This is a genomic window from Enterobacter sp. ODB01 (assembly GCF_001623605.1).
GTDB classification, from domain to species: domain Bacteria; phylum Pseudomonadota; class Gammaproteobacteria; order Enterobacterales; family Enterobacteriaceae; genus Enterobacter; species Enterobacter kobei.
In genome coordinates this window covers 2,636,108-2,660,640 of the sequence record NZ_CP015227.1, presented here as the reverse complement: position 1 = coordinate 2,660,640, position 24,533 = coordinate 2,636,108, and the positions used below count along the sequence as shown (strand labels likewise).

The following is a 24,533-nucleotide window of genomic DNA, read 5'->3' as shown; positions in this document are numbered from 1 at the left end:
ATACATGAAACAGAAAGAAAATCGTTAACCACTTCGAAAAACAAATAATCAATGCTAAGTAAATAAAAATCCTTTGCTCATCAATAAGGTCTAGACATGAATAAACATACTGTTTATATCCTGCTTACAATTTTAAGTGGATTCGGTATCACAACAGTAAATGCTACTGACGCCCCATCTCAGATAACCAGTCCTGTAGTGGCAAGAGAACCAGGCCCAGTAATAAATCCTGAAAATTCTCAGTACACCGAAAGAGAAAAACCCGCGAAAAAAAATTAAAAGAAATCACAAAATAAAATGCATTACTCTAAAAAACGACACCACAATAAATGACTTGTCGGGTATTCCCATACTAGAAACTCTGTAATTTGGATTCCCGACCATCGACTCTGTACGTGAGGTGGCAAAAATTTAAGTGATAAACCAAGGGAGCTCATAGAGCTCTCAATACTATAATGTACAAAGTATGAAGGTAAGAACAGGACGCTTATTATTGATGAGTTGGCGCCCAGTTTTTTTATTGACTCCCTTCCCCACAAAATATATTTATAAATATTTTTAGAAAAAAATCATCTGAGAAACAATGGAATCCATAAGTATTATTTTATATCTATTTCACTTTATCACCAGATACAGGCATGGCGGATGAAGTTGCTTTTGTGAAATCATTATCAAAATGACTCAAAAATGTTTCCGTCAGGTGCCCATGGTAATAAGCATAAGTAACCGTGCTTATTGCAGTGCTTTTCGGTTTAATTATATTAAAGGTTAAAACTTCATTCCTTACTTCAGGTTTAAACCAGGCTTTAGCATTCCATTCTTCTGATTTGTGTGTGTAGTATTTTTTGTCCTCGCTCCTGATCCAGGTAGTTATCTTCCCTTTGGCAGCATCCTGTTCAATTGCTTCGTTAAATTTATTTAAAAGACTCTGAGGGTCAGAGCTAAAAAAATCCACAGACATGTTGCATCCTCTAATGTATCAGAAAACACAGTTGATAACATAAAAGCTGACTAAAATCTATTGTTCTAACACTTCTCTACATTACCATAAACAGGACTCTCCTCCTGCACTATACTGGCAGGCAAGAGGAGAGCAAATTTACTTCAGCCGCTTACGTAATATAGATAGCGCCACATCAAGCATATTGTTACCGCCAAGTTGATTCACCTCAGGAGACAAATGCTGAAATACCGCCGGAAGATGGCCACTAATCCACTCAGTAACATCTTGCTGAGAGATGTTCATTCGCTGTGCAAGTGAAGACAGCTCGTCAGCAGTGAACAAACGACTGATATGTTCAGGGGTAAGTTTGTCAGCTGTAATCCCCTCCTCTTCCAGAGACTTAAAGCGAGTCAGCAGCACGGGTAAACCGCCCTCATCCTGCACCCATGATAAAAAAGCCATCAGATTGGGATGTACATCCGTGCCCTGAAAGAGCCGACCCAGTATGTTATTCAGTATCCCCATTTTATTCCCCTAACCATTGTGCCACACCGCCGTGACGCGAACAGGAGCCGCTGTGCTGTTTGCTGTGACTGAAAGTACCATCCTGGCAACGTGCTGTCGCACCTTGCTCAGTTGTTTTTGGCGCGATCGCAGACGCTGCTCCTGACCTAGTTTCTTTCGCAGAAGCAGGAACAGGGGCTGACTTCTGTTCAGGCACTGGAGGAGTGGCCTCTTTTTTCACAAATCGGCCATTTTTATCCCGTACAGCCACTGGAGCGGTATCAGCTGGCTGAGTTACGACATCATCTGCCTTTGGTTTACGAGAACGAGGGGACTTCTTTGCCGCAGGTATATCTGTAGTCTGTTGAACATCTACCGGGGATTGCGCATCTTTCTTTGCCGGGGAAGCAGCCATCGTCTCTGCACTCAGAATAAAACTGCAGGCGAAAATGGTAACTAGTAATTTACGCATAGCTTCAATTCTCCATTGAATGTAATTGACGGATAATCCATAGCAACGGGAGATGCGTGTAGTCAAAAAGTTGATGAGCTGAGCTTTGTGATATTATCTCTAATTATTCCAAGATTACATGCCTGAACCAGGTTTCTTTGGTCTTGAAATCTTTACAAATCCCTTAATCATCAATGGCAAACCGATTTCTTATCAAACTCATTACCATACTCGGGAAAAGAAAATTTAGTTGTCAGCACTCATTCCGACCAGAATACAACTTCCCTCGCCAATAATTTTGTATGCATCATTACTTTAACTAAAAAAATTTACACGACAACTCCCCCCTATCTTTCGAGCCACCTGAAGCAAAGCGATCACAGTCTTTGACTACCACGAAAATTTCTCCCGAATACTTTACAGCTACGACCTCCCGTCCCTACAACAAGATAATGGGGAAGATAAAAGCATCCCGCTGACCACCTCTGGTTTATTTTTTCCCGGATGTAGGGTGGCATCGCTGGCATTCCTCAATTGCCATACTTAAACCATCATCATGAGAACTCTACCGATGAGAGATATTTCCTAAAACTGGCTTTGTGTAACGAGCTGGATTATTACAAACGCTCAGATTTTTTTGATACCCGTTCAAAGAAAACAGCGGAAGGCGTGTACTGCATTGCTCGCCTCTGCCCCAAAAAAGTCAGCACAGAACATAGCATCATTCACCTGACCCAGGCATAATGAAGGAGAGGAATCTTGTACAAGATAACAGCTACGATTATTAAACCAGGAAATCCCGAAACCACCTGGACGCGATATTCATCAAAAAAATTAACACTGGAGCAGTGTGAAGCATTATTCTACACACCAAAAGAGTTCAGGAGCCCATTCGATGAAAAAATCAAAGTAGAAAATTTTTTGTGTGAAAAAATAGATTAAATCGCGAAAGCTGACCCGCGTAACGTTATCAAAATTGGTTCTCTGGCAACATCTGCAATGAACCTAGCCCAACAAATTATTGACATGCCTGCTCTGAGACGCCTGGAGTGGGGGTGAGTATTTTTTTTGGCACTTTTTATATTAGAATGTAATTGGATTTTTTAATGGCATTATTTCTTATTGAGTTGATAAGCAGACTTCTGGAAAAATACACCCTGAGTTTGATTTTATAAAAAAGACGGCCCTCTAAGAGAGGCCGTCGTGATACATTATTTCGCCAGTGAGCGAGCTACTTTTCGCTTCGCATTACGTATCGCTTTCTTTTTGGCATGCTTGCCGGTCACTTTTGCCACATCCTTTTTCAGTTTACCAGCCTGGATGTGCTGAACAGGCAAGTGCTGATTAGATAATGACGTAGCTGCGAATGAAGTTGTAGCGAAAAGGGACAAAGTAGCTCCCAGCAGGACAACCGATAACTTTGACATAACAACCTCTCCAGTGTGAGATAACATTACACATTGAAAATGTGACCGGGAGCCCCGCAGAGTCAACAGAGAAATCACTGCCAGTTTATTCTTATTAATTGTTCCCTTTTCCGCATCCCTTACCGACTGACTTTGCCCCCTGATATTCAGCAGTTCAACGTCTCCGGTTTTATCCTGACATTGCAATTTAGATGGTTCTGGTTGCCCCATTCACTTTTCACACCCGCCGGACAATTATTTAGCCTTTGATGACAATCATTATCAGCGCCGCATGTCACGGCCTCCATATTAGTTTTTTGCTAAAATCAAATGGGATATTATCGCTCATTTATCGGCCGTCGTTTTTGGACGCAGGCGCTAACACATTAATTCATATACTTACTTTACAGGTACAACTTGTCCCTGCTGATATCTGAACCAGGGCAATTCCCGATGGATTACACAATCAGACGAAATGCTCAGCTCCCCGGCATTACCCTTCAGCGTCAAATCAGGCATTTGATGCATTTTTGCGTAATGGTTTGCCAGCATCCAGGCATCCGCACCCATGGCGAACAGACGAGCCAAAAAATAATCGTTTCCCACAGCACTGAGTGCTGATTGCTTCAGACCAGGGTTGCTGTTCGCCAGTAGTGGAATATCGCTGAACTGTAGGCCCTCCAGATCCAGGCGATTATCCAGCCCGACGTTACCACTGATACTACGGGAACTGGCATACAGCATCGAGCCAGATTGACTCCCATTTCGTGCTGCTATCATCGGTTTGATGTAACCCATCTCACCAGGGGTGGCGATAATATAAACTGCATCTGTCTTTCCTCTGCCGTGGCTTTCGGTAATACTGCTCGAAACTGTTACGGGGATGCTGGTTAAGACGATACCGTTTTTGACTCCAGCCTTGAGTTTCGCCAGTGAACCAAAACGCTGCTCCGGCACTACGCCGCCCCCAAGTTGTCGCCACTCTTCTGCAAAAGCGCGTGCCACGCGCGCACTGATTTCATTATCAGGGAGCAGAAGTAGTGGGAAATGTTTACCTTGCTTACGGATATGACGCGCTGCGTTGCGTGCCTCATCCTCCGGGGAGAGTGCAAAGTAACAGACGTTATCCCAGCGCTTTGGTTTTTCAGGCAGGTTTAGCGTCAGAACATTCATCGTGGTGGTGATGCTGAGCAGTTCCTCTACATGTTTTTTTAGCAACGGTCCTACAACCAGCGTCGCACCGTCCTTTTGGGCCTGCGTAAGCAACTGCGCCACCGGCTTTGTCGCGGTATCGTAGAGCATAAGTTCTGAAGCTTCATCGGATATAGGATGGGCCACTTTTTTCCCAGCCTCAAATCCCTGCATAATGGCGCGGCCATATCGCCCTCCCGGACCGCTCAGTGGGAGCATCAGGGCCACTTTTCGCACCGATGCGGGGCGAAAGTTCATGTTGTTGATAAGTGTTACAGGCAACATCACCGCAGCCGGATGCTGCGGCCAGCGTCTCTGCCATGCTGTGATGTCCGCCTTCAGTCTGTCTGGTGTGTCATGACTATCAGACCAGGTATGGCGTAACGCCAGCCAGCCCTGAAGTACGTTTTCATCAGCCGCTGGATGTATGGAATCAACCTGAGTCTGTAACATATTAGTAAGTGCCTGCCAGGTCGCATTAATATTGTTTTGTTTTTCCTTGAGGATGGTCAGTAAAGGTGCCTGAGCTATCAGCGCCCGTATCAGTTCCGGAGAGGTTTTACCCTGTCTCGCGGTAACCATGCATTGCCAGTAGCGCAAAGACTGGTCGCCGTGAAGGTCTGCCGGGCTTATTTTCATCATCAGCGCCCGGGCTCCGGTCACATCACCCTGCGCAAGTTTTAGCTCTACAGCAAGCAATAACTGTTCCTGATGCTGTGCGCTATCCATATTTTGAGGCAACCGGCTGAACAGCTCGCTTGCCTGCTGGTTTTTACCTTCCCTGAGGAAGGCGCGAATAGTGAGTAACTGCCAGCTGGTTCTGCTGCTGCCATGACTTTTCTCCGTACGTTGCAGAGCCATTTCGGAGTCCGTCTGCACAGGACTTTCCAGGAGAGCAGTGCTCCTGTCAACGGAGTGAACTGCGCAGCCTGTGAACAAAATAATCGCCGCGATTAATGGAATAAAATATAAAATATTGAGGCCTCTAAACTCAGACGGCTGCATAGCAGTTCTCTCCCTGTCTTTGATGTCGTTCATTGGAACAGGCGGGGCCGTAGGGCAGGCTCTGCTATGTCCTCGAACAGCGGCGCGATGGCTGCCAGTAATAAATCACGCGTAAGCACTTTCCATTTTCCAGACGCTCGCTCGTCGAGATGTATTGCCCAGTCGGCTGCAGACATCAAATGCTCAGGCATACAAAGCATATATTTTACAGTGCGTGGCCGGCGGCCAGGTTTATCGACAACTAGGCAAACTTCGCCCTTAAGCTGAATCCCGTCTTTTACGCTATAAAGAGCCTGTGGAGTGAAGCCGGCCCAGTTACGGCCACAGCAAAGGGCAATACATGGAATGGTGTATGCGCCGGCTGATTCGATGGGTGCCATTTCACGAAGCGTAATATCGATACCGCGACCTTGAACCATTTCCGCCAGGTTGTCTGCCAGTCTCAACATACGATCACGAAATAAGGTGATATCCTGCCGGATCTGTTGAAGTTGTTGCTCTCTGCTTATCCTCTGTCGCCTTTCTTTTGCTGCATTCATCCCACCTTTTACCACTCTCATTTCTCTCCCCCTGCCACGTTCAGAAATATTGCAGCCCTACTTCACTGTGAAGCACATGCTTAACAACGGGGAGAGCTCTTTGTCCATATTTCTCACCCGATTATAAAAGTGCGAGTTGACATCCGAGGTCTCCCGTCGGGAGAGATATCCCATGATCAGCACTGGAAGGAGTAATGTTATGGCAATAACCACAACGTTCGCTGGTGTCACCCGCCTCTTGGTCGTTCTGCTGTTGTTATCAAGTACCGCTTCTGCCGCCAGCTTCAGTTGCAGCAACATCAAGGCGCCCGATGAAAAAGCCATCTGCGCCGACCAGGAATTGAGTGAGAAAGATGTCAGGATGGCAACGACGTACTCCATGCTGCGAGAGATAGTGCTTATGGGGGGGCGCGGTGCACTACAGGATGAACAGAATGTCTGGCTTCAAAAACGCCAGGCGTGTGGTGACAACACAGTTTGCCTGTCCCATTTGTACGATGAGCGTATTGATGTGCTAAACGGGCAATATCAACACATAGTAACAATGATCAATCGTTAAATAGAAATTATGAAGAAATCTCGAACCGAGCGGCCTGATTTATTTCAACCGAAAACTCATAGCTTTTTATCCGGCTCGACACTTCGCGCGCTGAGAGCACGATTGCAATATACCACCGAAAGTCAAGGCAACTTTAAACGACGCCTTTGTAGTGAGAGCGTGTCTGCCGGACTCCCCAATTCTAATTCTACAGACTGAGAATTCGTCATCATATGGACAAGTTGGAGCTCCCGTGCATATCCCTTAACTATAAATGAAAAGCACGCACTGTTGAATGAGGATTTAGATAATGAATAAACTGATGCTCACACTGCCGCTGCTGGCAGGCCTCAGCTGCGTCCATCCTGCGATGGCCGCGATGCATGGTAATGATATTATGTCTCTGGGCTATTCACAGCAGCACAGTGACCACGCTGGTACGCTTCACGGTTTTCGTCTGGGTGATAACCATACAATTGTTGATAACTGGGGCCTAAATACTTCCAGCTCATGGACAAATGAACAATGGTAGTAACCATGGTAATGCCGACCATATATCCTTGCTGACCGGGCCTTCGTATCAGGTGAATGATATGCTAGGTTTATACGCGCAGGTGGGACCCGCTTTCTTCCATCAGGATGTTATGGAGACCAAATGGGGTTACGGGTATGGCGCGGGGTTTCAGATCACCTCCCGTCAGGACATTAACATCATCGTAGGTTATGAAGGTTCTGACTTTAACAGCAACCATGCCAGCGGTAGTCTGGACACTAATGGCTGGAATCTCGGCATGGGTTATCGTTTCTGATAATGTCGTGATGCATTATGCCCGAAGCTGGCTTTCCGATAGTGCCGGCTTCGGGTCTGAAAATACGTGAAATTAAAAACATCTTTCCGATTATAAATAGTACTGCTCGTCTCGCACAACAGGATACTGACCATGTTACATGATCTATTTATTGCCGGTGTTATTGGCTTGTTTATTTTATTGATGGTTGTTTTTGTCTTCTTTTTGCTAATGAGCCTAGGTAAATAGCAATGTTCATCGAGTCGAAATCAGGAGCCTAAATGTTACCTCCTCCCCTTCCTTCTGCCGGAGGACAAAATGAGCAGTGATGACCTGAATAACGCAATAAATGCTATTAACTTTGTTCACCAGTTGTTTCAGGCTCCCATCAGTAGTGAGGAGGAGGAGCTTTCTCATCTATTAAGCGCTGCCCAGCAACGGCTTCGGAAGATGCATAAAGAATGCGTTGAGCTGACTCCCACTGAGCACAAGTAAATTAATCATCAAGGCTGCCGAATCCGTGAAGAGCCTGGACCTGCAGGCAAGACAGTGCCTTTAGTTAATATTAATTCATTCTTCTGAACAAAAAAATCCTGTTTCCAATAAACAAACCATGTAACTTAAAACTAGCAGGTTAACAACGTCGAAACATTTCCATATCAAGTATTTTAGGATAGAGAAATTGGCATCATATCAGTTAGGCGGCAAAACAGGCCCTCTGCTGTTGAGCATCACGCTTCTAAGTGTTGCGGTGCCTGGTGCCTCCAGGTAAGCCTTTGGTCAGCCACCGTGGCTCGTGGTCTTTTAAGCAAATCCTCAGTTGAATTTACCGCTTTTTCACCCCTACGCTAGTGGGATTCACCGCAACATCCTCATGCTCCCGCAGGGAGAATTGATTGAGCAAGCGCTGGTAAGTCACTCTCTGAAAGAAAGTAGTTAAACCACGAGTCGGCTGGTGGCCGAATGAGGTTATCGGTCACATCTAGTTCTGGAATTCTATCGATATAGGTGCTTTGCGAAGACACTGTACTATGGCGAAATGACCTAAGATTCTGAACAGTCGAAGTTGACCGAATACAGCAACCTTAGCCTGTTTTCAATACCGCCCTTATCCATTCACGTGATGCTTTTATTAATTATAGGACATGCAGACAAGGCACTATATTCCAGTCCACGGTTTCAAGTTACCAGGCAGTGTTGCCTACATCGATATACTTAACTATTTCGCGGCCTGTCTACGAAGATGCAGACATTGAATATAGATGACGAATATGTAGCCCTCTGATAAAACACCCTCGCAGGTACATGCCTGCCGGCAAGACTGCAGTTACTCGACATCCAGGACGGACATTCTGAATATGCATGAAAAATGCTGCGAAAACGGTTGTAATTGTTCTTCAAATATCATGGACTGTGTTGACTTTTTGCAATAAGGTGACTGTCTCGAGTACGAAAACATGCAGATAACTCCGTTTTTTAACTCCCCTGTTTTTTTTCATAAACGCGCAACGAAAACCGTATTGATGATGGGAGTTACTCAGCAAAAAATGTGAAGTAACCTCTTATATAAAATCAAATCAAAAATCGGGGGTTATGTCACGTTACAGTGAAAAGACCAGCTACGAAGAACCGCTCCCTGTGTTAATGATTAGTCTGCAACAAACACAAGGAAAGGATTGAAATATGTTCAGAATATTCAGATCACGCAGTATTGTTCCGCGTATTGTATTGGCAGTATTATTCTTTCAGATAACCTCTTATCAAGGACATGCATGCACCCGAATTCTCTGGAACAGTGGCAAGACAGGCGTTCTGGTCGGCAGAACGATGGACTGGCCAGAAAGCACCCATCCGGTACTGATGGTGCTTCCAAGAGGCCTGAATCATACTGGCGACGTTCCCGGTGCGCCCCACAGTGTTGTGCATCCGGTACAATGGACATCGAATTATGCCAGTCTTGTCACCGGGATTTATGGTGTAGGTTCAGTTGACGGTTTTAATGAAAAAGGTCTGGGAGCACACCTTCTCTATCTGAATGCTACAGAATATCCGGATCAGAAGTCCCCCGGAAAAGAGATCCAGCCAGGCCTCTGGGCACAATATGTACTGGACCAGGCAGCGACAGTCAATGAAGCATTACATCTCCTGGGCCAGGTACACCCGGTTATGATTACCGTACGTGGTTTTAAGGCTGCACTGCACCTGGTACTCGAAGACGCCAATGGAGATTCTGCCGTTGTAGAATACCTGAATGGTCGGATGACGGTGCATCACAACAGTAAGTGGACGGTTGTCACCAACGACCCGGATTATTCCACACAACTCCGTCTGCTCGGTCAGCATGACCTTACGCATGCTGGCAGTGATCTTCCTCTTCCAGGCAATGTGACTTCTATAGATCGGTTTACCCGGGCGGCCTATTTCAGCCAATTGCTTAAGACACCGGAGACTTCAGATCTAGCAATTGCCAAATTGTTATCCGTCATGAGAAATGTTTCCGTGCCATATGATGCGCCTTATCATGGTAGTGGAACATATGCTACCGAATACAGAACGATTATTGATTTGACGAATAAACAATACTTTTTTGAGCTGACAGCCAGACCTGAAATTGCCAGTGTCGCGTTGAAAAATTTCAGCATTGAAAAAGGCTCCCCTGTCATGTCCTGGGATCCTTATGAAAAAAACGGTCCCGCCCCGAATTTCAAGGTCATGCAAAATATTCCCTTCTGAATCCTCAGAAAAGCACTTCTTTCCTGGGGTGCTTTTATTCTTACCTCAGCAATATCAGCGGTAAGAGGACCATTGGAAACAATAACCTTCGAGTTATTTCATGACGTTGCGGGGAAATCGCCTTGAAGGAGGGGGGGCAATAAAGGTGCCAGTGAGTTGGCTCGGCTCTGAGCATGATGACGGACAAAATAGAGAGTATCAACTGGCCGCGCGGCTGGGTAAGCATGCGGTTAACTCATATTCCAATTGTCTTTTGGTTCGTTAGCATCGGTTTTCCCTCCAGTTATCTGGATATTGAGGAATATCATGCAGGAACGAAAGCTCTACACTTTTAAAGAAAAAAAGAGACGTGGCCGGAAAGCCCAGCGCTGGGTAAGGCATAAACTATATTCTAAAACGAAGTGAAACGCTTAGACGCTTCCTTGATGATTGCTCGCAGGCTTGACACTGTGAGCACGCCATCAGACTGGTGGTGATGGGACACTCTAACTGGTTGTTTCGCGGGTTCATTGGGTGCAGGAGCTCGTGCGACGCAGATCATGAGCCTGCAGGAAACAGTGGAAATAAACTACATGGAGCCGCATGCGTGGCTAACCGATGTACAACGCTACTGCCCCCTGGACGGAAGAACGGTTACATGAGTTACTACCGTGCCCGGCCTACAGCTTCGTCAGTCCAGAGTACTGCCCCCTGCGCAGTATCCTGATACCATGAGCGACAATCCCTTCCTCCGCACTCTCGTCCCTGACACAGTAAACAGTCTGCACGCCTGACGGCGCGCGGCTTACAACAAAAGTAGATGCCCGCAGCCCTGACCCAAACACCTGACGCAGTACACCGGAGACCTGGCGAACGCCGTTACCGTAGAATACCGTCCCGTCCGGTAAATGGCCATTGACCTGCAGCGTCGCCATGTCCGACGTGCGCAGACGCGGCGCCCTGCCTTTATTGTCGATGAGGTACAGGGCCCCGGCATCGGCCACTATGCCCTTTTGCTGACGAAAGCCAGCCCGAAACGCCGTCCCCCGCGCAAGCTCATCGGCACGCGCCGTCTGCATGCGGGCGCGGAAATCGGCATTAAAGTCCTGCAGCGCCTGGCGGACATCGTCATCGGACAGACGCAGGGTATGGCCGCTGTAGCTGTCTTCGAGACCGGCCAGCACCCGGGCGGGACTGAGGGTCATGCCGACCTTGCGCTGCAGGGCCAGAAACTGGAGCAGCTCCCGCCCCAGGACCACGCCGTTGGCATAGGTGCGGCAGTCTTCTGCCGTGTCGATGGCGGGCCCGCTGGCAGCACGCACGGCCGGCTTATCGGATGAAGCAGCCGCAGGCGCCAGTAAGTGGTCAGCCGGTTTAGTCTCGGCTGAGGATGCTGTGCCCGGCGTCTTATCGTTCGCCTCTGCAGCCGCGCTCACAGACACAACGGTGTGGACCCGGTCGGACAACTTCTGTAACAGCACTTGCTGCTGCGCTATCTGCTGACGAAGCGAGGGCAGCTCCTCAGGACTCAGGGCGCCCTGGCCTGCACCAACTGCAGCCCCTGATGCTGCACGCGCAGTGACACCGGCAGATGACAGGGACGGCGCCGCTTCCTCGGCGGCCGCGCCCCCCCATACCGCTATCAGCCCCGCAAGAAGGCTGACGAAGAGTTTTGCCCTGGGAGCACGGCGAAACCGGGTCGACCAACGGAATGGGCCGTAAATGCTGTGCGCCGAGCGCGGCTTTTGCTTTTAACATAGGGTCACCGGGTTGACTCGGTAGATCTAGACCGGTTGCACCGCATCCACAGAATAACGTAGTGGCATCGTACGCTCCTCACTGTATAACGACGGAATACTGAACGGTGTAAGTGCGCGGTCCGAACTGTGCCCCTGTCGGAGCCCTGTTCTGGTACAACCTCGGCTGGAGGGGGACGGGGGACACTGTTACCCCCCCAGCCCCGAACGTGCCGGAATATTCCAGGTCCACAGGGGGGTATTGTTACTCCCGTTCCATTTTACGTTCTGACTGACCGCCTGCCCGGTTGCGATGGTAGCCATGGTTGGCAAGCTTGCCGGCATGGTGAGAACTAACCCTAACCAGTCCCCCGCAGAAGATAGCAAGGTGGTACTGTCTGCCGATTTGGTATTGCCGGAAGTCACATATAGGGTAGCCGATGCGCTAGCAGAACCTGCGGAGGTTGGCGCATTGCAGGAAAGAGAGATGTTGTGTGCAGGTATGCTTTTAGTAGGCTGCAAAAAACCATTTGGCACCGACAGGGGGGCTGCAATACCAAAATCGTTCTGCAGGGGGACTCCATTTATCGCTGTGCAGTTCACAGGGCCTGCTGCCGGGACCGGAGGCGATGGTTTCGTTGTATCCCCGGAGCCTAAGCCGAGTGCCACGACGTTGCCATAGTTAGATATCCCCAAGTAAAGCCTACCAGGTTGAACCGCGATGGTCGTTCCTATTGCGACATCGATATTAAAGGATATATTGAATCTGCTGCAGTTCGCTATCACGGGTTCCTCAGTAGCATCGGGCTGGAAGGTAGAATCCGTGTGAGTGGATACGCCTGGTGCAGCGTTCGCGTATCCGATAGTAGCCGAGTTGTCAGATCCAGCTACGGAGGTATAGGCACTCCCCTTGTACACAATTGCGTCATTCGAAGGCATGGCGATGGAGCTGTTATAAGACGCAGTCACCCCGGTGTTGTAATCACCTTTTTTGCCATATAGCACCGTGCATGTCGCTGACACCGTTCCTGTCGTAGTGCCCGTAACAGAAAGGGTAGTAAACCTCCAGTCAGAAATTTTGCCTTGAGGATTAACGTGCCCTGTCGGATTTCCGAAGCTTTTGTCATAGCTGGAGGGGACGTAGGTTAGTTGTACGGTGATAGGCCCACCCCAGCGACCACTAGGTTGTGGCTTCCCTTGTGCTGCAATCGCAGCGCTGATTGCACCGTCTGGCCCCATATATGCTGTGGCCATGGGGGTATGGATAGCCATTCCTCCACAAAGCCCCATCGCCCATATAGTCCACTTCCTGCGGTATTGCGACATCCTGATCTGCTTATAAAGCTGCCGCCACCGCATTATGTGATTAACTCGTGCGCAATGCGTGAGGTCCTCCACGCCGACATCATTCATCTCTACACCCATACCACCCAATCCTCTCTCAACTCTGCTGTTAAACGTTTTGTCAGCGTGCTGACAAAAACCAAAACCATTAAAATAGCGACTCAGCGCCCGCAACTGCTTGCGCCTCGTCCGGCGCGTGTGTGTCAGGATGACAATGTCATCCACAGATACACCGACGATCCCTTCCAGTAAGCGCAGACCCAACCGCGCCATGTCATTCAGACACATAGACTTTTCCTTATTGAATGATGACCGAGTACTGTACGGTGTAACTCCGAAGGCCAGCCTGTATCCCTTGGGCGTCGGTCTGGTACAGCTTCGGCTGAAGGGACACCGGAGGTACAGCGATATCGCCTGCCGTGGCCCCTGCCGGCAGGGACTAGGTCCACAGTGGCGTGGGGGAATTGCCGGACCATTTCAGCCGCTGGCTGAGTGCCTGCCCAGCAGCGAGGGTGGCATCCGAAGACACGCTGGCCGGCAAACGAAAATACTGCCCCATCCAGTCACCGGGACGGGAGAGCAAGGTTGTCCCGTCCCCGGACTTTAGATTACTGGATGTCGCGTACAACGTGATGTTTTCCGAGGCGTTCCCGCTGGCGTCAGCCGAGCATGTCAACGAAATCGTATGCGCCGGCACTGTACTGGAGGTATTTAAATCACCGGCCATGGATAATGGTGTGGCGGTGCCAAAATCCGACGTCACGGGCATGCCGGTGATGGCAGAGCAATGTGGCTGGATCCTCGCGACCAGGGGACGGGTGGTGGGGGTAGGTGACTGACCATTATCCCCTCCCACCCCGATTTGCATAAAGCTGTAAGAAGGCTTTAAGGACCGGTCACCGATGTACAGAATAATATTGGGATACAGGAGTGTCCTCCCTGACGGCACACTCAATGTCCACACCAGCTCACCGGAGGTCAGCCCGGCAAGAGTCCACTTCTGTTTTGAATTTTGTATGTGACCATCCATAGGCCCGATGCCATTGCCCAGAGGGGCAACCGACGGTGCTGTGGACAGCGGATTATGCGTTGGCACGGTGGAGCCAATATAACCATTAGGGGTTTGGGTTGACAGTACGTACCCCGCCGGGAATTTCCCCTGAATAACACCGTTCAGAGAAACGGTAAACGCGCTGGTCAGTTTCACGGTAGCCGAACCGGGCCACAGGGTGTTTACGGCAGCAATGCCCAGGGGTAAGGTCCCTGGCATGTTTATATTGTATATACCGTCGTGAGAGTCATTCATATTTAATTGCCCGCTAGGCAGAGTGATAACGCATATTCCCCCCCACATCCCACCGGGCTGACCTTTCAGACTGCCGTTCTGGATGCAGGAGCGCACGCCCGCGCCCTGGTTCGTTTCGGACCCCATGCTGGCGTGCACGCCGGCGGTGGGTAGCCCAATTCCCCCATAAAACGCCATCGACCGTATTGCCCTCTTTTTGCGGGGCGGCACGGCAAGCCGCCGACGCGGATGGACGCGACGGGCCGGCACGCCGGCAGCGCTCATTTGAATAGCCATCCGGTCAACTCCTCTCAATCTGGCCTGTAACTGTCCTGTCAGAGTGCTCATGGTCCGCACCTCTTGATTTTTTCATGGTCTGGTCGTTGGTTGTGTTGCCTAGCGACACGTCATGTCCAGGGTCTTGATGGGGTGCCAGCTCGCATCCTTCTTGTCTCGCACAACAGGTTTAGGCAGCGCAAACGGTACCTGACACTGCGCATCGGCCGCTGTGCCCCACTTCACCTGCAGCGTGCCCTTCTGCGGCATCCCGCCCAGATACACCTGCCCGCCTTCACCCACGATACTCCCCAGGTCTGCGTCCCCCTTCAGGGCCGCTATGGCCCCGAACGGCACCGGCTTGCCGTTGTAACGCAGGTTCATCAGCACCTGCTGGCCAAGGCGTATCGGGTTGTCATCCATCACGATGGCGCCGGCCGTCGGGTACAGCGCGTGACTGCCGGCAGGGGGATTGGCCCCCTCGGGCAAGGAAGACGGGTCGATGTTGATGTTGTTGCGGCCGTAAGTGCGCACCCCGGTCACCACCGCGTTCCCCCAGTAGTCTGTCGTCACATTGCCGTTCATGACCTTCACGCCCGGCACGCCGGTGTGCACTACGATAGCCGCATCACTGATGTTCTGTGCAAGGGTCACACCATGAGGATGAGCAACCAGGCCGCCGCTGGCGCTGTACGTCACGCCGCGGCCGCCATTGTTATCGTAGTTGTAGCCCAGGTTGGCATTACCCCAGGAGTCGTTGTAGCCCACAGAGGCCGAGCCGCTGTTGCCTTGTCCCTGATTACCCTGACTCTGTGACACGCTCCAGTTCATGCTGTTGTCATCCAGCAGGCTGCCGCCCAGTGACAGCTGGTTAGTCGTTCGCCCCGTGTTGTCATGCATCAGGCTGTAGTTGGCATAGCTGTTTTGCAGGGCCGCGGTTGAACTGAACAGACTCATCGGCACGTTCAGTGTCAATGTCCACTGGCGGTTTTGAGGCCAGTCGCCGTCCCCCCGCATGCGGTCCACACTGTACGCCAGCGACCAGCCAACCTGGTGCAACGAACCGCTCAGGCCGGCACTCATGGTGGTATTGGTTTTGTCCGACCCCCAGTAGTTGTCACGATGTCCGCTCAGCCACAGCTGATAGCTGGTCCACAGCGTCTGGTTCAGACGTAACTCGTACGTGCTGCGACGACGCCCGTTCAGCCAGTCGGGTAACCCGCTGTCGGTGTCATAGCCGCGGTTATTGGCGTCGTTAAAGCTCAAATAATTGCGGGTGGAATAACGGTACGCCGTCAAATCTACCGTGGTGCCTGTGGTCATCATGCTCTTGGAGTAACGGGCCCGGTATGACTCCCCGGTCAGGGTCTGGTTGTCACCGGAGAGAGTGGCACGGGAATGCGTAGCATCCACCGAGATGGCCCCCAACTCCCCCAGAGACACACCGGTACCCAGTGCCAGCGACTGATAACCGCTTGCCCCGATGCCCCCGCCATACAAGGTGACATCCCCCGGCAAACCGTAAATCGCGGACAGCATGGCAAAGCCCGGGGTGCCGGTTGCCGTATAGCCTCCGTGGCCGAGGTAGTACTGCCCGGCCGCCACCTCATAACGCAGTTGCCCCTGGCGCTGCATCACCGGCAGGCTGGAGTACGGCTGGCGGAAACCGTGCGTGGTGCCGTCTGATTCCCGGATAGACACGTCGAGGTCACCGCTGGTCCCGCCACCGGAGATATCCGTAAAGCGGAAAGGCCCCGGCGCCACGTTAGCCTGATAGATGACGTACCCGTTCTGGGTCACCGTCACCTGCGCATTGCTGCGGGCTATCCCGGTAATGACCGGCGCAAATCCGTTCATGCTGCCCGGGATCATCGCATCACTGCTCATCAGCCCCACACCGCGATACGAGAAGCCGTCCAGTACCTGACTGGCCACGCTGCCGGTGCTGGTCTCCCCCATCGTAAGCTGGCTGCGCAGCGCAATAATATCCCGCTGCAAATAGGTCTGCTGCGAGGTCCATTGCTGCTGGGACTGCGACGTGCGGTTGCGGGCATTGGTCAGGGTATCGTGGCTGTCGTAACGCTGCTGGCTGTACGTATAGGTTGAGCTGTTACGCAAACGCCATGCGCCCAGGTTCAGGCCGCTCTGGAAAGAGCCGAATAACCCCTGCGAGTTGTTTTTATTGCCATCGTTTTTACTCTGATAGGTATTCCCGCTCAGGTTGTAATTAAGCAAAAATACCGGGTCGCCTTCCGGGGAGGGGGGCAAAACACGTTACGGGATGACCCGTTCAGCGGGCATCTGTTAATCTTCCGCGGACATCGCGGCGACATGATACAGGGTCTGTGGTCAGACCGTGTTGCTCTGCGCCTGTTCACCGACCGAATGCTCCGGGACGCTGTTCCGGCGCGGAGAGCGAACGGCTGGTACCCGCGGTACGATCTGCGGCGCCGGCGTGCTGATGCACTGCGTAACGAGTATCGGTGCCGGCAGCTGAGTCGGGCAGCGGGGTAAGATCCGCACGTCAGGGGTTCTACGTGCGGGATGTTCGTCATGCCGGATGCAGCCACCTCCGGCATTCCTCTTCGCAAACCTGCCCCTGCCGAAGGCAGGCCAGACCTCAGCTTTTCCCGTACCCCTGATAATACCCGTAGTATGTGCCGTGCTGCTTCGCAACCCCGTTCAGAATGACTGCATCCGGCGGCCTGCCGCTGTTCACCAGTATCTGCCGGGCCAGCAGGATTTCCCGGGCATTGCTGTGCCCTGCCCGGGCAACCAGCAGGCTTATCCCGGCGGCGTGTCCGATGATGACCGGGTCCGTCACCGCCAGCACCGGCGGGGTGTCGATTATCACCATATCGTAGTGTTCGCGGGCCCAGCCCAGCAGTTCACCAAACCCGGCACTCATCAGCAGCTCTGAGGGGCTGTCCGTAAACGGGCCGCTTGTTATCACGTCAAATCCTCCCGCCCCGGCATGCTGCACGACAGCGGCCGGCCCCCCCTCCCCCTTCAGGAGCGATGACAGCCCGCTGCGGTTTTCCAGCCCCAGCATCTGTGCCAGATAGCTCAGGCGCATGTCCGCATCTAGCAGTAATATACGCCGAGATGTCTGCGCCATCACGGCGGCAAGCAGGGTGCTCACAAAGGTCTTGCCGCACCCAGGCGTGGGGCTTGTCAGCATCACCACCTTATTTTCCGGGGCCGCCTGCAGGGCAAAATGCAGCCGGGTTCTCAGTGCCCGGACGGCCTCAAGGGCCACATCCTCAGGGTGTTCGGCAGCCAGGAAGGGAGGCCCCTGTTTCGCCCGCGAGCCCCCTCCCGCAAGCCGGTTCTGCCACCTGCGCGCGCCGTTGTTCATCATCCACGCGGAGACCGGAACCGTGGCGCACACCTCAATCCCCAGCGCCTCCAGCTCTTCCGGGCTTTCCACGTTACGGCGAAGCACATTCAGTACAACCACGAGGGCGCAGCCGGCTGTCGCCCCGCCCAGGGCCGCCAGCAACACAACCAGCGCCGTCTGCGGGCCGAGCGGTTCGGACGCCGTAAGCGCCGGGTCAATGATACGGACGTTTCCGGTCACGCTGGAGCGCGATATGCTTAACTCCTGCTGCCGGTGAAGTAGCTGAAGGTAAATGGCGCGACCGGATTCCACCTCCCGGCTCAGGCGCAGAATTTCCTGCTGGGTTGCCGGCATGCCTGATACCTGCTTCGCCAGACGCTTTTTTTCCTGCAGCAGCGTCTGGCGCTTTTCAAGCAGCGCCCGGAAAACGGGATGGTTCTTTTTATACAGCTGCGCGATTTCAGCTTCACGGAACGTCAGCGCGTTAAGCTGATTGTCCACGTTAACCGTCTGCTCAAGCACCGATTTTGCCTCAAGGCTCAGGTCAACGGAGTCCTGCTCCCGGCGATACGCGTTCAGCCGGCTTTCTGCCCCGTCAAGCGACTCGCGGACCCGCGGGAGCTGCTCCTGCAGATACGCCAGCTGCCTGCCATCCCGCGCGGCCTGCCGGTCAATATTCTGCTCCAGATAGTTACCGGCAATACGATCCAGGATGCGGGCCGTCTGCGCCGGGTCGTCTCCCCTGAGCATCAGCGAGAGCATGCCGCTGCTTTTCCCTTTTTCCGTGACAGTGAAAGCGTCCTCAAGCGCCTTCAGCGCCTCCGGTTTTGTCAGGTGCATCAGCGTAAACCGCGTGCCCGGCGGCGCCTCAAGGCCGGTGACAAGCAGGCTTATGCCCCCCTGCTCAAGCCGCTGCCCCACCTGCCCCTGCACGCGTCCCTGCTCCCCCTCCAGGGTAAAATGTCCGGCCCGCCCCGCAATGAGCATCACCGGGTCAGCGCGACCGTTTACCGCGGGCAGCGTCAGGGTAGCCACGGAGAGCGTGGCTGGCGGCTCACCGGTCAGCCGGGCCCGCAGCCGTCCGAGGACCGGAAAATACCGCTGGCTGACGACGGTCTGCAGATTCAGGTCGTCAATGGTTTTTCCCAGCACCATGCGGGAGCGCAGCAGCTCTATCTCCGGCGAGGCATCAGGACGGGCATCCGGCAAAAACTGGCTGAGATTACCCAGCAAATCGCTTCCCTGATGCTGCTCCACCTGCACAAGGGCATCGGCCTGCCACACCGGTGGCCGTGAGATAACCAGCGCGGTAGCCACCAGAACCACGGCGGCCGTAACCCCCAGTATCAGCGGAAAGCGCCCGGCAAGGAGCCTCGCCAGCTGCATAAGGTCAATGTCCTGCTCCCGGCTTTCTGTCGTGCCGGTGGCGTTATTTTTCAGTATCATATTTGTCCCTGTCTTTACGGTCGTTCCGTGAGATGTTGTACCCATGCCAGCGCAGCCCGTTCGAGCTGGTGGAATACCTGCTCATAAACCTGGCGGTGCTGACCGAAAGGATCGCGGATGTTCCGCTGACCCGCATGTTCAGACCAGTGGCTGAAGAGCAGCGTTTTACCCCGGCACTCCGGGGCCAGCGCGGTTAGCCGGCGCAGATGGGACTGCTCCATGACCAGTAGCAGCTCATACCGGCGCAGCATTGCAGGGGTGACAGGCCGGGACAGATGCCCTTCCAGAGAGAGACCGCGGGCCTCACATACCGCCCGCATCATGCTGTCCGCGGGGTGGTCAGACAGCCCCGGTATGCCGGCTGAGTCTATCCTCCTGCCTGGAAGCAGCCGCTGCAGCAGCCGCTCCCCTGCGGGAGAGCGGCAGATATTGCCGGTACAGATAACCATGATATTGCGGAACATCATGGCGTCCATGTCCTGATATAGCGCCCGGTTTCGGTCAGGTCGTGCACGCCGCTGATGGTGGGGACCAGCTGCGAAATCACCCGGTTCCAGCGGACAAGCGGCGCGGTGGTGACCATGACAATATCGTAGGGCTCGAGCGGGAAGCGGGTGCCCAGCACCATCGCCGTGGCGTCGCGCGCGTCCAGCTGGAAAATGTCGGCAATCTTCTTTTGCGGATCGTTTATTAACGGTCGGATCACAAATATCCCGGTGGCATCCGCCATATCCTGCCGGATCCCCTCCGCGCTGCTGAGCGCTTCGGTCAGCGTCATGCCGCTGCGGTCCATTTTCAGGGTGCTCTGCCGGCCGACCTCCCCCATCACAAACACCTTCAGGTCGTCGTTACGCGGCACAAACAGGATGTCCCCCGCCCCGAGCATCCGGTTCTGCGTCAGATCTCCGCGCTGGAGCAGCGCATACAGCGACAGCCGGGTATCCTTTCCCCCCTGGGTCAGAATGACGTTACGCCAGTCGGCATCGGCAGTGAGCCCGCCGGCGGCGTTAACCGCATCCATCACCGTCAGCGGAATGCTGGTGACGGCCTGCTGGCCGGAATGCACTACCTCCCCGGTGACATACACCTTCTGGGAACGAAACGCGGCGACATTCACGTCCACCTGCGGGCTTTCAATCACGCGGCCCAGCCTGAGGGTCAGCTCTTCACGAACCTGAGCGGGCGTTTTTCCCGCCACGGCCATCTTCCCCACCCAGGGATAGAAGATGGTTCCGTCCGGCGCCACCTGGTTACCGGTGTCGCTTGCGCTGCGGTACTGGCCGGCCGGGATAGTGAGCTCAGGATGATCCCATACCGTCACCATCAGCACGTCCCCGGGCCCGATGCGGTAGTGATACCGGGCCACCTCAGCGTCCAGCGCGGGATTGGGCCGGGCTGATACCGGTTCCGGGGTCATGCGGCGAAGCAGCTCCGGCGTCAGCGGGCGGACGTTCACCAGCCTGTCCAGCGCCGCCTGGCTGAGGGGAGCACCCGATACCGTTTTGCCTGCCGTACTCAGGGTCTGTCCCGGGATAACCGTACAGCCGGTGAACAGCAGCAGGGCAAGGGCGAGGGCCCCCGTTTTAGCGGCCGTATTCAGCGACGGTGCCGGGAAGCGGGACGCCGCGGGCAAAGACGCCCGGGGAGTGCTGCCCCGGGCGAAGTGAACGAAACAGGCTCTCATCGCAGCAGCTCGTCCAGCAGTGCACAGGCGCACTGCACCCCCGCCAGTGTCAGCATCACCACAAAGGCAACCGCCCCTGCAGTCCAGGTGCTTCGCTTTCGGGTTCCGGACTGCGTCGTCGCCGGTATGGATGTTCTGTCTGTCATCATGGTTATCTCCGTATTCGGCTCCTGCGGTATGCCATCCCGTTTCCGGCAGGCAGTCGGTTATCGTGTCAAAGCAGGGGCCGTCCCGGCCCCCGGCCTACTGTCAGCCCTGAGCGCCGGGCAGCACCTTAAGGGACGGGATCCCCTGCTCCGACGGCAGGTCAAACGTCACCATATTTTTCCCGTCCACGTCGAAATCCCCGAATCCGGCCCCGTGCAGCACAGGCACGTCCCAGGTTTTGATGTAATAATGCGCGGTTCCCGGATCGGCAATCGCCGTCCACTGCGTGTACTCAGGCGGCATTTTTTCGTCCTGTACCAGCCCTTTCGGCATATCGAAGTTGCTGGCCACATGCTCCGCCATCCTGACCCCTTCCTCCCCGTCCGGGACCTTCTCAACGGACAGGACATAGGCCGCGGCCCTGACAAAGCGTGAAGGCGGGGACGAGTCTCCCGGAATGCCGTGCAGGCCGGATCCCGTCCCCAGCGGCAGGACCGTCGCCCTGCCGATATGAAGCGGCGCAACGTTCTCCGGGCGCAGGTTGACGTAATTACGCAGGTTGGTCATGTGCCAGTCAAAAGACGGCGAGTTGGTCATCACCCCGAGCGGGTTGTCGTGGATCTTAAGACGTCCCTCCACCGGCTCAATCACCACCGATGCGCCGGTGCTGTCGTGCAGGGTGTAGTGGACCGGCGGTATCATCCCCATGTTTTTCTGGGATACCGCCGCCACCGTCACGTTCTCCAGGGCCGCCTTCACTTCCGCCACCGTGGAGAAGTTCGTCAGCGCCCAGGTCAGTAAGTCCCACGGGGCCAGTGATTCGGCAGCACGGGCCTCATCCCAGGGCGCGAACTGCGCGAATCCCGGAAAATAGAGGATGCCCCCCGAGAGCCCTTTTTCGTTCATGCCGTCGAGCAGCGAAGGCAGGCCAAAGGCATTCATCCCGATAACCGCATACCGGCTCTCCCAGGTCATGGCCGTTTTACCTTCCGGGCCGGTACCTTTGAGGGCATAATGCCGCGGAATAGCCACCAGTGCGGACTTCATGTCAAATTCGAACTCCATAGTGCGGGCGTAAATCCCGGCCCCGCCGGTGGTCGGCAGCACAAAGCTGGTGCAGGCATCGGCCCTGTCCGGGGCCGTCATGGCCACCCCGGGAAGCACCACGGCGAACAGCATGGCCGTCAGGGCAGAAACACGCTTATTTTTCAGCAGATATGTCATCGTCCTCTTCTCCGTCTCGTTTATCACCCGCCCCGGCTCTGTGCGCCGGTGGCGCTCAGGGTTCAGCGCACCCTGCGTCGTTCGTGCTCCTCGCGTCTGAGCTGACAGTCGACGCAGGTTGTTGCCGCCGGGTAACAGTCCCGGCGACTGGCCGGAATGTCCTCACCGCAGTCTGCGCACTGCACGGTGCCGCGCGCAGACTGTGAAACGCGCACTCTGTGCAGTCCGGCCTGAATCAGCATTTCCGTCAGTATCAGCGCCCTGTCTGCCTCATCCGCCATTCTGCTTTCCTTTCCTGCCTCCCCTGCCCGCGAAAAGCCAGCGGATAAACGCGGCGGCCTCAAGCGGAGGGGAAAAGTAATAGCCCTGCAGCCAGTGCACGCCGTGCCGGGTCAGCCAGTCCTTCTGCCATGTCGTCTCCACGCCCTCAGCCACCACTTCCAGCCCCAGCTGGCGGGCCAGGTCAGTGATGACCTCCGCCATCAGACAGCCTTTTTCCGGCGCCCTGTCCTCACGGATACGGGCGGTAAAGTAGCGGTCAAGCTTGATGTAATTCACCGGCAATGCGTCCAGGGAAACCAGGCTTGCGTACTCGGTACCAAAATCATCCAGCGCCACCCGTATGCCGGCGATGCGCAGTTTTTCCAGCATACTCAGCATGGCCGGAGTGGCCTCGGGGCGTGCCCGCTCGGTTATCTCCACCACCACGCGCGCGCGGCATCCGGCAAAGGCGTTCTGTAACCGCAGGCAGTCCTGAATAAACCCTGGAGCCTGCGCGTGGGCCGTACAGATGTTGATGGCAATATGAAACCCCTCCGGCAGCAGGTGCATCACCGGGACAAGGTCACGTTCAACCTGACGCATGAGACAGCGGGTAAGCGGAACAATCCAGCCCGAACGCTCCGCCAGGGGAATGAAGGCGGAAGCGGGCAGCACCGCTTTCCCGGTACGCGTCCAGCGAGCCAGCACTTCACACCCCGATATCTCCCCGGTGGCGGAACTGACAACAGGCTGATACCAGGGCTGAATATGCCCGCTGCGGGTGGCCCGGCGCAGGCGGGCCAGCGGGGAGCACCACAGCCGCACGAGAAAGACGGACAGCAGCAGGCCGGACAGTCCTGCCGCAACGGTCACCGCCTGATAGGCCTCATCCGGGAGCGCGGTCAGCATCAGAAGGTGAAGCTCAGGCCGACTGCCGGGCCAAACTGGGTGACATTCCAGTGGAAGTCATCAGTTTTGTGGTCCTGGTGCACCACCTGGTAACCGGCCCGGACCACCGCCGGGTAGCCCATCATACTCAGCCGGTACCCCAGCCAGGCCTGGGCCTGCAGGGTAAAATCACGCCCCCAGGCGCCGGTATCGGCTTCCGATGACAGCAGCCATCGCGGGGAGAGATCAGCACTGAACCGGGCGCCCGCGAACGGCACCGCCCAGCTTTCACGCTGCGATGCAGACATGCCGTCCGCGCTCAGCGTGGCCTTAAGACGCATCCACCGCACACCGGCAAGCGGCGCCAGGGTCATTTGCTGCTGCCCCCCGTGCACCGTGGTGCCCCCCGTGGCCTCTGACCAGGCGCGCCAGGCCCCGCCCAGGTCAATCTGTGTGGCATGAGCCTTCGCATGGCCCTCCCCGAACTCCCCGAGGCCGATATCCTGAGACAGGTCAAGGTACTGCCCGGACAGCCAGACGCTCCACGGGCCGCGGTCGGCTTCCAGGCTCCCGGCTGCGGCAAAGCGGGTGTCCTTCGCCACCCGGTGAAACGGCATCCGCAGCTGTCCTGCCAGCGGCCCCACGGCACCATTGCCCCGAAAACCGGCCGCACCGATGACCGGGGAGACGGTAAAGTGCCACTCATCTGCCCCGGCATTATCCGCACCGGCCAGCTCTGCAGCCCCGGCCCGGGAACAGGTTAAGCCTGCTGCCAGCACGCCACAGGTGAACAACATATATTTCATTCTGCTGAAGGTTTTCATT

Annotated in this window: 24 protein-coding genes and 2 pseudogenes; 8 read left to right on the top strand and 18 right to left on the bottom strand. The window is 54.5% G+C overall.

Translation table 11 applies throughout. The features are described 5' to 3' along the window. Positions 1–96: 96 nt before the first annotated feature. Entirely contained in the window at positions 97–279 is a 183-nt protein-coding gene (locus tag A4308_RS22505) for a hypothetical protein (RefSeq protein WP_156491231.1), read from the top strand. Between the two features lie 331 nt (positions 280–610). On the opposite strand, the gene A4308_RS12605 is transcribed toward A4308_RS22505, so the two are convergent. From A4308_RS12605 to A4308_RS22305, 3 genes are all read right to left on the bottom strand, one after another. Continuing rightward, positions 611–961 carry a hypothetical protein gene (locus A4308_RS12605; protein WP_063308622.1) on the bottom strand — a complete coding sequence of 117 codons (351 nt, stop codon included), beginning with the start codon at positions 959–961 and terminating at the stop codon, positions 611–613. A 138-nt stretch (positions 962–1,099) separates the two neighbouring features. Continuing rightward, positions 1,100–1,468, bottom strand: a complete 369-nt coding sequence (locus tag A4308_RS12600) for a YidB family protein (protein WP_063308621.1) — start codon at positions 1,466–1,468, stop codon at positions 1,100–1,102. A 1-nt stretch (position 1,469) separates the two neighbouring features. Then, entirely contained in the window at positions 1,470–1,919 is a 450-nt protein-coding gene (locus A4308_RS22305; RefSeq protein WP_231867144.1) for a DUF3761 domain-containing protein, read from the bottom strand. A 738-nt stretch (positions 1,920–2,657) separates the two neighbouring features. Here A4308_RS22305 and A4308_RS21945 point away from each other — a divergent pair. After that, positions 2,658–2,840 carry a DUF1187 family protein gene (locus A4308_RS21945; protein ID WP_071890853.1) on the top strand — a complete coding sequence of 61 codons (183 nt, stop codon included), beginning with the start codon at positions 2,658–2,660 and terminating at the stop codon, positions 2,838–2,840. Between the two features lie 269 nt (positions 2,841–3,109). Here A4308_RS21945 and A4308_RS12595 read toward each other — a convergent pair whose 3' ends face one another. The 3 genes from A4308_RS12595 to A4308_RS12585 all read right to left on the bottom strand — a co-directional run bounded on the left by A4308_RS12595 (position 3,110) and on the right by A4308_RS12585 (position 6,060). Then, complete coding sequence (locus A4308_RS12595) at positions 3,110–3,535, bottom strand: hypothetical protein (protein ID WP_063308620.1); 426 nt, start codon at positions 3,533–3,535, stop codon at positions 3,110–3,112. A 168-nt stretch (positions 3,536–3,703) separates the two neighbouring features. Then, the gene (locus tag A4308_RS12590) at positions 3,704–5,500 is read right to left on the bottom strand and encodes a penicillin-binding protein activator (RefSeq protein WP_063308619.1); all 1,797 of its coding nucleotides are present in this window, start codon (positions 5,498–5,500) and stop codon (positions 3,704–3,706) included. 29 nt (positions 5,501–5,529) lie between these two features. Then, complete coding sequence (locus A4308_RS12585) at positions 5,530–6,060, bottom strand: hypothetical protein (RefSeq protein WP_063308618.1); 531 nt, start codon at positions 6,058–6,060, stop codon at positions 5,530–5,532. A gap of 178 nt (positions 6,061–6,238) precedes the next feature. On the opposite strand from A4308_RS12585, the gene A4308_RS12580 reads away from it, so the two are divergent. The 5 genes and pseudogenes from A4308_RS12580 to A4308_RS22800 all read left to right on the top strand — a co-directional run. Further along, positions 6,239–6,598 carry a lysozyme inhibitor LprI family protein gene (locus A4308_RS12580; protein WP_063308617.1) on the top strand — a complete coding sequence of 120 codons (360 nt, stop codon included), beginning with the start codon at positions 6,239–6,241 and terminating at the stop codon, positions 6,596–6,598. Positions 6,599–6,887: 289 nt separating this feature from the next. Further along, positions 6,888–7,109: a hypothetical protein gene (locus tag A4308_RS22300; protein ID WP_063308616.1), complete on the top strand. Its 222-nt coding sequence runs from the start codon at positions 6,888–6,890 to the stop codon at positions 7,107–7,109. A gap of 61 nt (positions 7,110–7,170) precedes the next feature. Next, entirely contained in the window at positions 7,171–7,386 is a 216-nt protein-coding gene (locus A4308_RS22295) for an outer membrane beta-barrel protein (protein WP_063308615.1), read from the top strand. A gap of 1,662 nt (positions 7,387–9,048) precedes the next feature. Continuing rightward, positions 9,049–10,098 (top strand): linear amide C-N hydrolase, encoded by a 1,050-nt coding sequence (locus tag A4308_RS12565; protein WP_063308614.1) that lies wholly within the window; start codon positions 9,049–9,051, stop codon positions 10,096–10,098. Between the two features lie 448 nt (positions 10,099–10,546). Next, a pseudogene (locus tag A4308_RS22800) lies at positions 10,547–10,812 on the top strand (transposase domain-containing protein); the annotation flags it as partial. On the opposite strand, the gene A4308_RS12560 reads toward A4308_RS22800, so the two are convergent. The 4 genes from A4308_RS12560 to A4308_RS12545 all read right to left on the bottom strand — a co-directional run bounded on the left by A4308_RS12560 (position 10,758) and on the right by A4308_RS12545 (position 16,953). After that, positions 10,758–11,519 carry an FKBP-type peptidyl-prolyl cis-trans isomerase N-terminal domain-containing protein gene (locus A4308_RS12560; RefSeq protein WP_180261879.1) on the bottom strand — a complete coding sequence of 254 codons (762 nt, stop codon included), beginning with the start codon at positions 11,517–11,519 and terminating at the stop codon, positions 10,758–10,760. The pseudogene A4308_RS22800 and the gene A4308_RS12560 overlap by 55 nt on opposite strands. A 504-nt stretch (positions 11,520–12,023) precedes the next feature. Next, complete coding sequence (locus tag A4308_RS12555) at positions 12,024–13,445, bottom strand: hypothetical protein (RefSeq protein WP_063308612.1); 1,422 nt, start codon at positions 13,443–13,445, stop codon at positions 12,024–12,026. A gap of 151 nt (positions 13,446–13,596) precedes the next feature. Next, positions 13,597–14,739 (bottom strand): hypothetical protein, encoded by a 1,143-nt coding sequence (locus tag A4308_RS12550; protein WP_063308611.1) that lies wholly within the window; start codon positions 14,737–14,739, stop codon positions 13,597–13,599. A 99-nt stretch (positions 14,740–14,838) separates the two neighbouring features. After that, complete coding sequence (locus A4308_RS12545) at positions 14,839–16,953, bottom strand: fimbria/pilus outer membrane usher protein (protein WP_063308610.1); 2,115 nt, start codon at positions 16,951–16,953, stop codon at positions 14,839–14,841. A gap of 30 nt (positions 16,954–16,983) precedes the next feature. Here A4308_RS12545 and A4308_RS22795 point away from each other — a divergent pair. After that, positions 16,984–17,112 (top strand): annotated as a pseudogene (locus A4308_RS22795) (IS66 family insertion sequence element accessory protein TnpB); the annotation flags it as partial. 226 nt (positions 17,113–17,338) lie between these two features. Here A4308_RS22795 and A4308_RS12540 read toward each other — a convergent pair. The 8 genes from A4308_RS12540 to A4308_RS12510 form a co-directional block, all read right to left on the bottom strand. Further along, on the bottom strand, positions 17,339–19,504 hold the full coding sequence (locus A4308_RS12540) for a polysaccharide biosynthesis tyrosine autokinase (RefSeq protein WP_063308609.1): 2,166 nt from the start codon (positions 19,502–19,504) through the stop codon (positions 17,339–17,341). A gap of 14 nt (positions 19,505–19,518) precedes the next feature. Further along, positions 19,519–19,971, bottom strand: coding sequence for an arsenate reductase/protein-tyrosine-phosphatase family protein (locus A4308_RS12535; RefSeq protein ID WP_231867143.1), 453 nt, complete (start codon positions 19,969–19,971; stop codon positions 19,519–19,521). Next, the gene (locus A4308_RS12530; RefSeq protein WP_063308776.1) at positions 19,968–21,104 is read right to left on the bottom strand and encodes a polysaccharide export protein; all 1,137 of its coding nucleotides are present in this window, start codon (positions 21,102–21,104) and stop codon (positions 19,968–19,970) included. Before A4308_RS12530 ends, A4308_RS12535 begins: the two co-directional genes overlap by 4 nt. Before the next feature lie 80 nt (positions 21,105–21,184). After that, a complete protein-coding gene (locus A4308_RS22500) occupies positions 21,185–21,337 on the bottom strand; it encodes a hypothetical protein (protein WP_156491230.1) in 153 nt (50 codons plus the stop codon). 100 nt (positions 21,338–21,437) lie between these two features. Next, the gene (locus tag A4308_RS12525) at positions 21,438–22,559 is read right to left on the bottom strand and encodes a linear amide C-N hydrolase (RefSeq protein ID WP_063308607.1); all 1,122 of its coding nucleotides are present in this window, start codon (positions 22,557–22,559) and stop codon (positions 21,438–21,440) included. A gap of 62 nt (positions 22,560–22,621) precedes the next feature. Beyond that, positions 22,622–22,840 (bottom strand): TraR/DksA C4-type zinc finger protein, encoded by a 219-nt coding sequence (locus tag A4308_RS12520; protein WP_063308606.1) that lies wholly within the window; start codon positions 22,838–22,840, stop codon positions 22,622–22,624. Beyond that, positions 22,830–23,729 carry an EAL domain-containing protein gene (locus tag A4308_RS12515; protein WP_063308605.1) on the bottom strand — a complete coding sequence of 300 codons (900 nt, stop codon included), beginning with the start codon at positions 23,727–23,729 and terminating at the stop codon, positions 22,830–22,832. The genes A4308_RS12520 and A4308_RS12515 overlap by 11 nt, the downstream gene beginning before the upstream one ends. Beyond that, positions 23,729–24,532 (bottom strand): hypothetical protein, encoded by an 804-nt coding sequence (locus A4308_RS12510; protein WP_063308604.1) that lies wholly within the window; start codon positions 24,530–24,532, stop codon positions 23,729–23,731. Before A4308_RS12510 ends, A4308_RS12515 begins: the two co-directional genes overlap by 1 nt. Position 24,533 lies beyond the last annotated feature (1 nt).

Bases quoted from the DNA above. Each gene is read 5' to 3' on its own strand.
- A4308_RS22505 (WP_156491231.1), top strand. From the start codon at position 97: ATGAATAAACATACTGTTTATATCCTGCTTACAATTTTAAGTGGATTC.
- A4308_RS12605 (WP_063308622.1), bottom strand. From the start codon at position 961: ATGTCTGTGGATTTTTTTAGCTCTGACCCTCAGAGTCTTTTAAATAAA.
- A4308_RS12600 (WP_063308621.1), bottom strand. From the start codon at position 1,468: ATGGGGATACTGAATAACATACTGGGTCGGCTCTTTCAGGGCACGGAT.
- A4308_RS22305 (WP_231867144.1), bottom strand. From the start codon at position 1,919: ATGCGTAAATTACTAGTTACCATTTTCGCCTGCAGTTTTATTCTGAGT.
- A4308_RS12595 (WP_063308620.1), bottom strand. From the start codon at position 3,535: ATGGGGCAACCAGAACCATCTAAATTGCAATGTCAGGATAAAACCGGA.
- A4308_RS12590 (WP_063308619.1), bottom strand. From the start codon at position 5,500: ATGCAGCCGTCTGAGTTTAGAGGCCTCAATATTTTATATTTTATTCCA.
- A4308_RS12585 (WP_063308618.1), bottom strand. From the start codon at position 6,060: ATGAGAGTGGTAAAAGGTGGGATGAATGCAGCAAAAGAAAGGCGACAG.
- A4308_RS12580 (WP_063308617.1), top strand. From the start codon at position 6,239: ATGGCAATAACCACAACGTTCGCTGGTGTCACCCGCCTCTTGGTCGTT.
- A4308_RS22300 (WP_063308616.1), top strand. From the start codon at position 6,888: ATGAATAAACTGATGCTCACACTGCCGCTGCTGGCAGGCCTCAGCTGC.
- A4308_RS22295 (WP_063308615.1), top strand. From the start codon at position 7,171: ATGCTAGGTTTATACGCGCAGGTGGGACCCGCTTTCTTCCATCAGGAT.
- A4308_RS12565 (WP_063308614.1), top strand. From the start codon at position 9,049: ATGTTCAGAATATTCAGATCACGCAGTATTGTTCCGCGTATTGTATTG.
- A4308_RS12555 (WP_063308612.1), bottom strand. From the start codon at position 13,445: ATGTGTCTGAATGACATGGCGCGGTTGGGTCTGCGCTTACTGGAAGGG.
- A4308_RS12550 (WP_063308611.1), bottom strand. From the start codon at position 14,739: ATGGCTATTCAAATGAGCGCTGCCGGCGTGCCGGCCCGTCGCGTCCAT.
- A4308_RS12540 (WP_063308609.1), bottom strand. From the start codon at position 19,504: ATGATACTGAAAAATAACGCCACCGGCACGACAGAAAGCCGGGAGCAG.
- A4308_RS12535 (WP_231867143.1), bottom strand. From the start codon at position 19,971: ATGATGTTCCGCAATATCATGGTTATCTGTACCGGCAATATCTGCCGC.
- A4308_RS22500 (WP_156491230.1), bottom strand. From the start codon at position 21,337: ATGATGACAGACAGAACATCCATACCGGCGACGACGCAGTCCGGAACC.
- A4308_RS12525 (WP_063308607.1), bottom strand. From the start codon at position 22,559: ATGACATATCTGCTGAAAAATAAGCGTGTTTCTGCCCTGACGGCCATG.
- A4308_RS12520 (WP_063308606.1), bottom strand. From the start codon at position 22,840: ATGGCGGATGAGGCAGACAGGGCGCTGATACTGACGGAAATGCTGATT.
- A4308_RS12515 (WP_063308605.1), bottom strand. From the start codon at position 23,729: ATGCTGACCGCGCTCCCGGATGAGGCCTATCAGGCGGTGACCGTTGCG.
- A4308_RS12510 (WP_063308604.1), bottom strand. From the start codon at position 24,532: ATGAAAACCTTCAGCAGAATGAAATATATGTTGTTCACCTGTGGCGTG.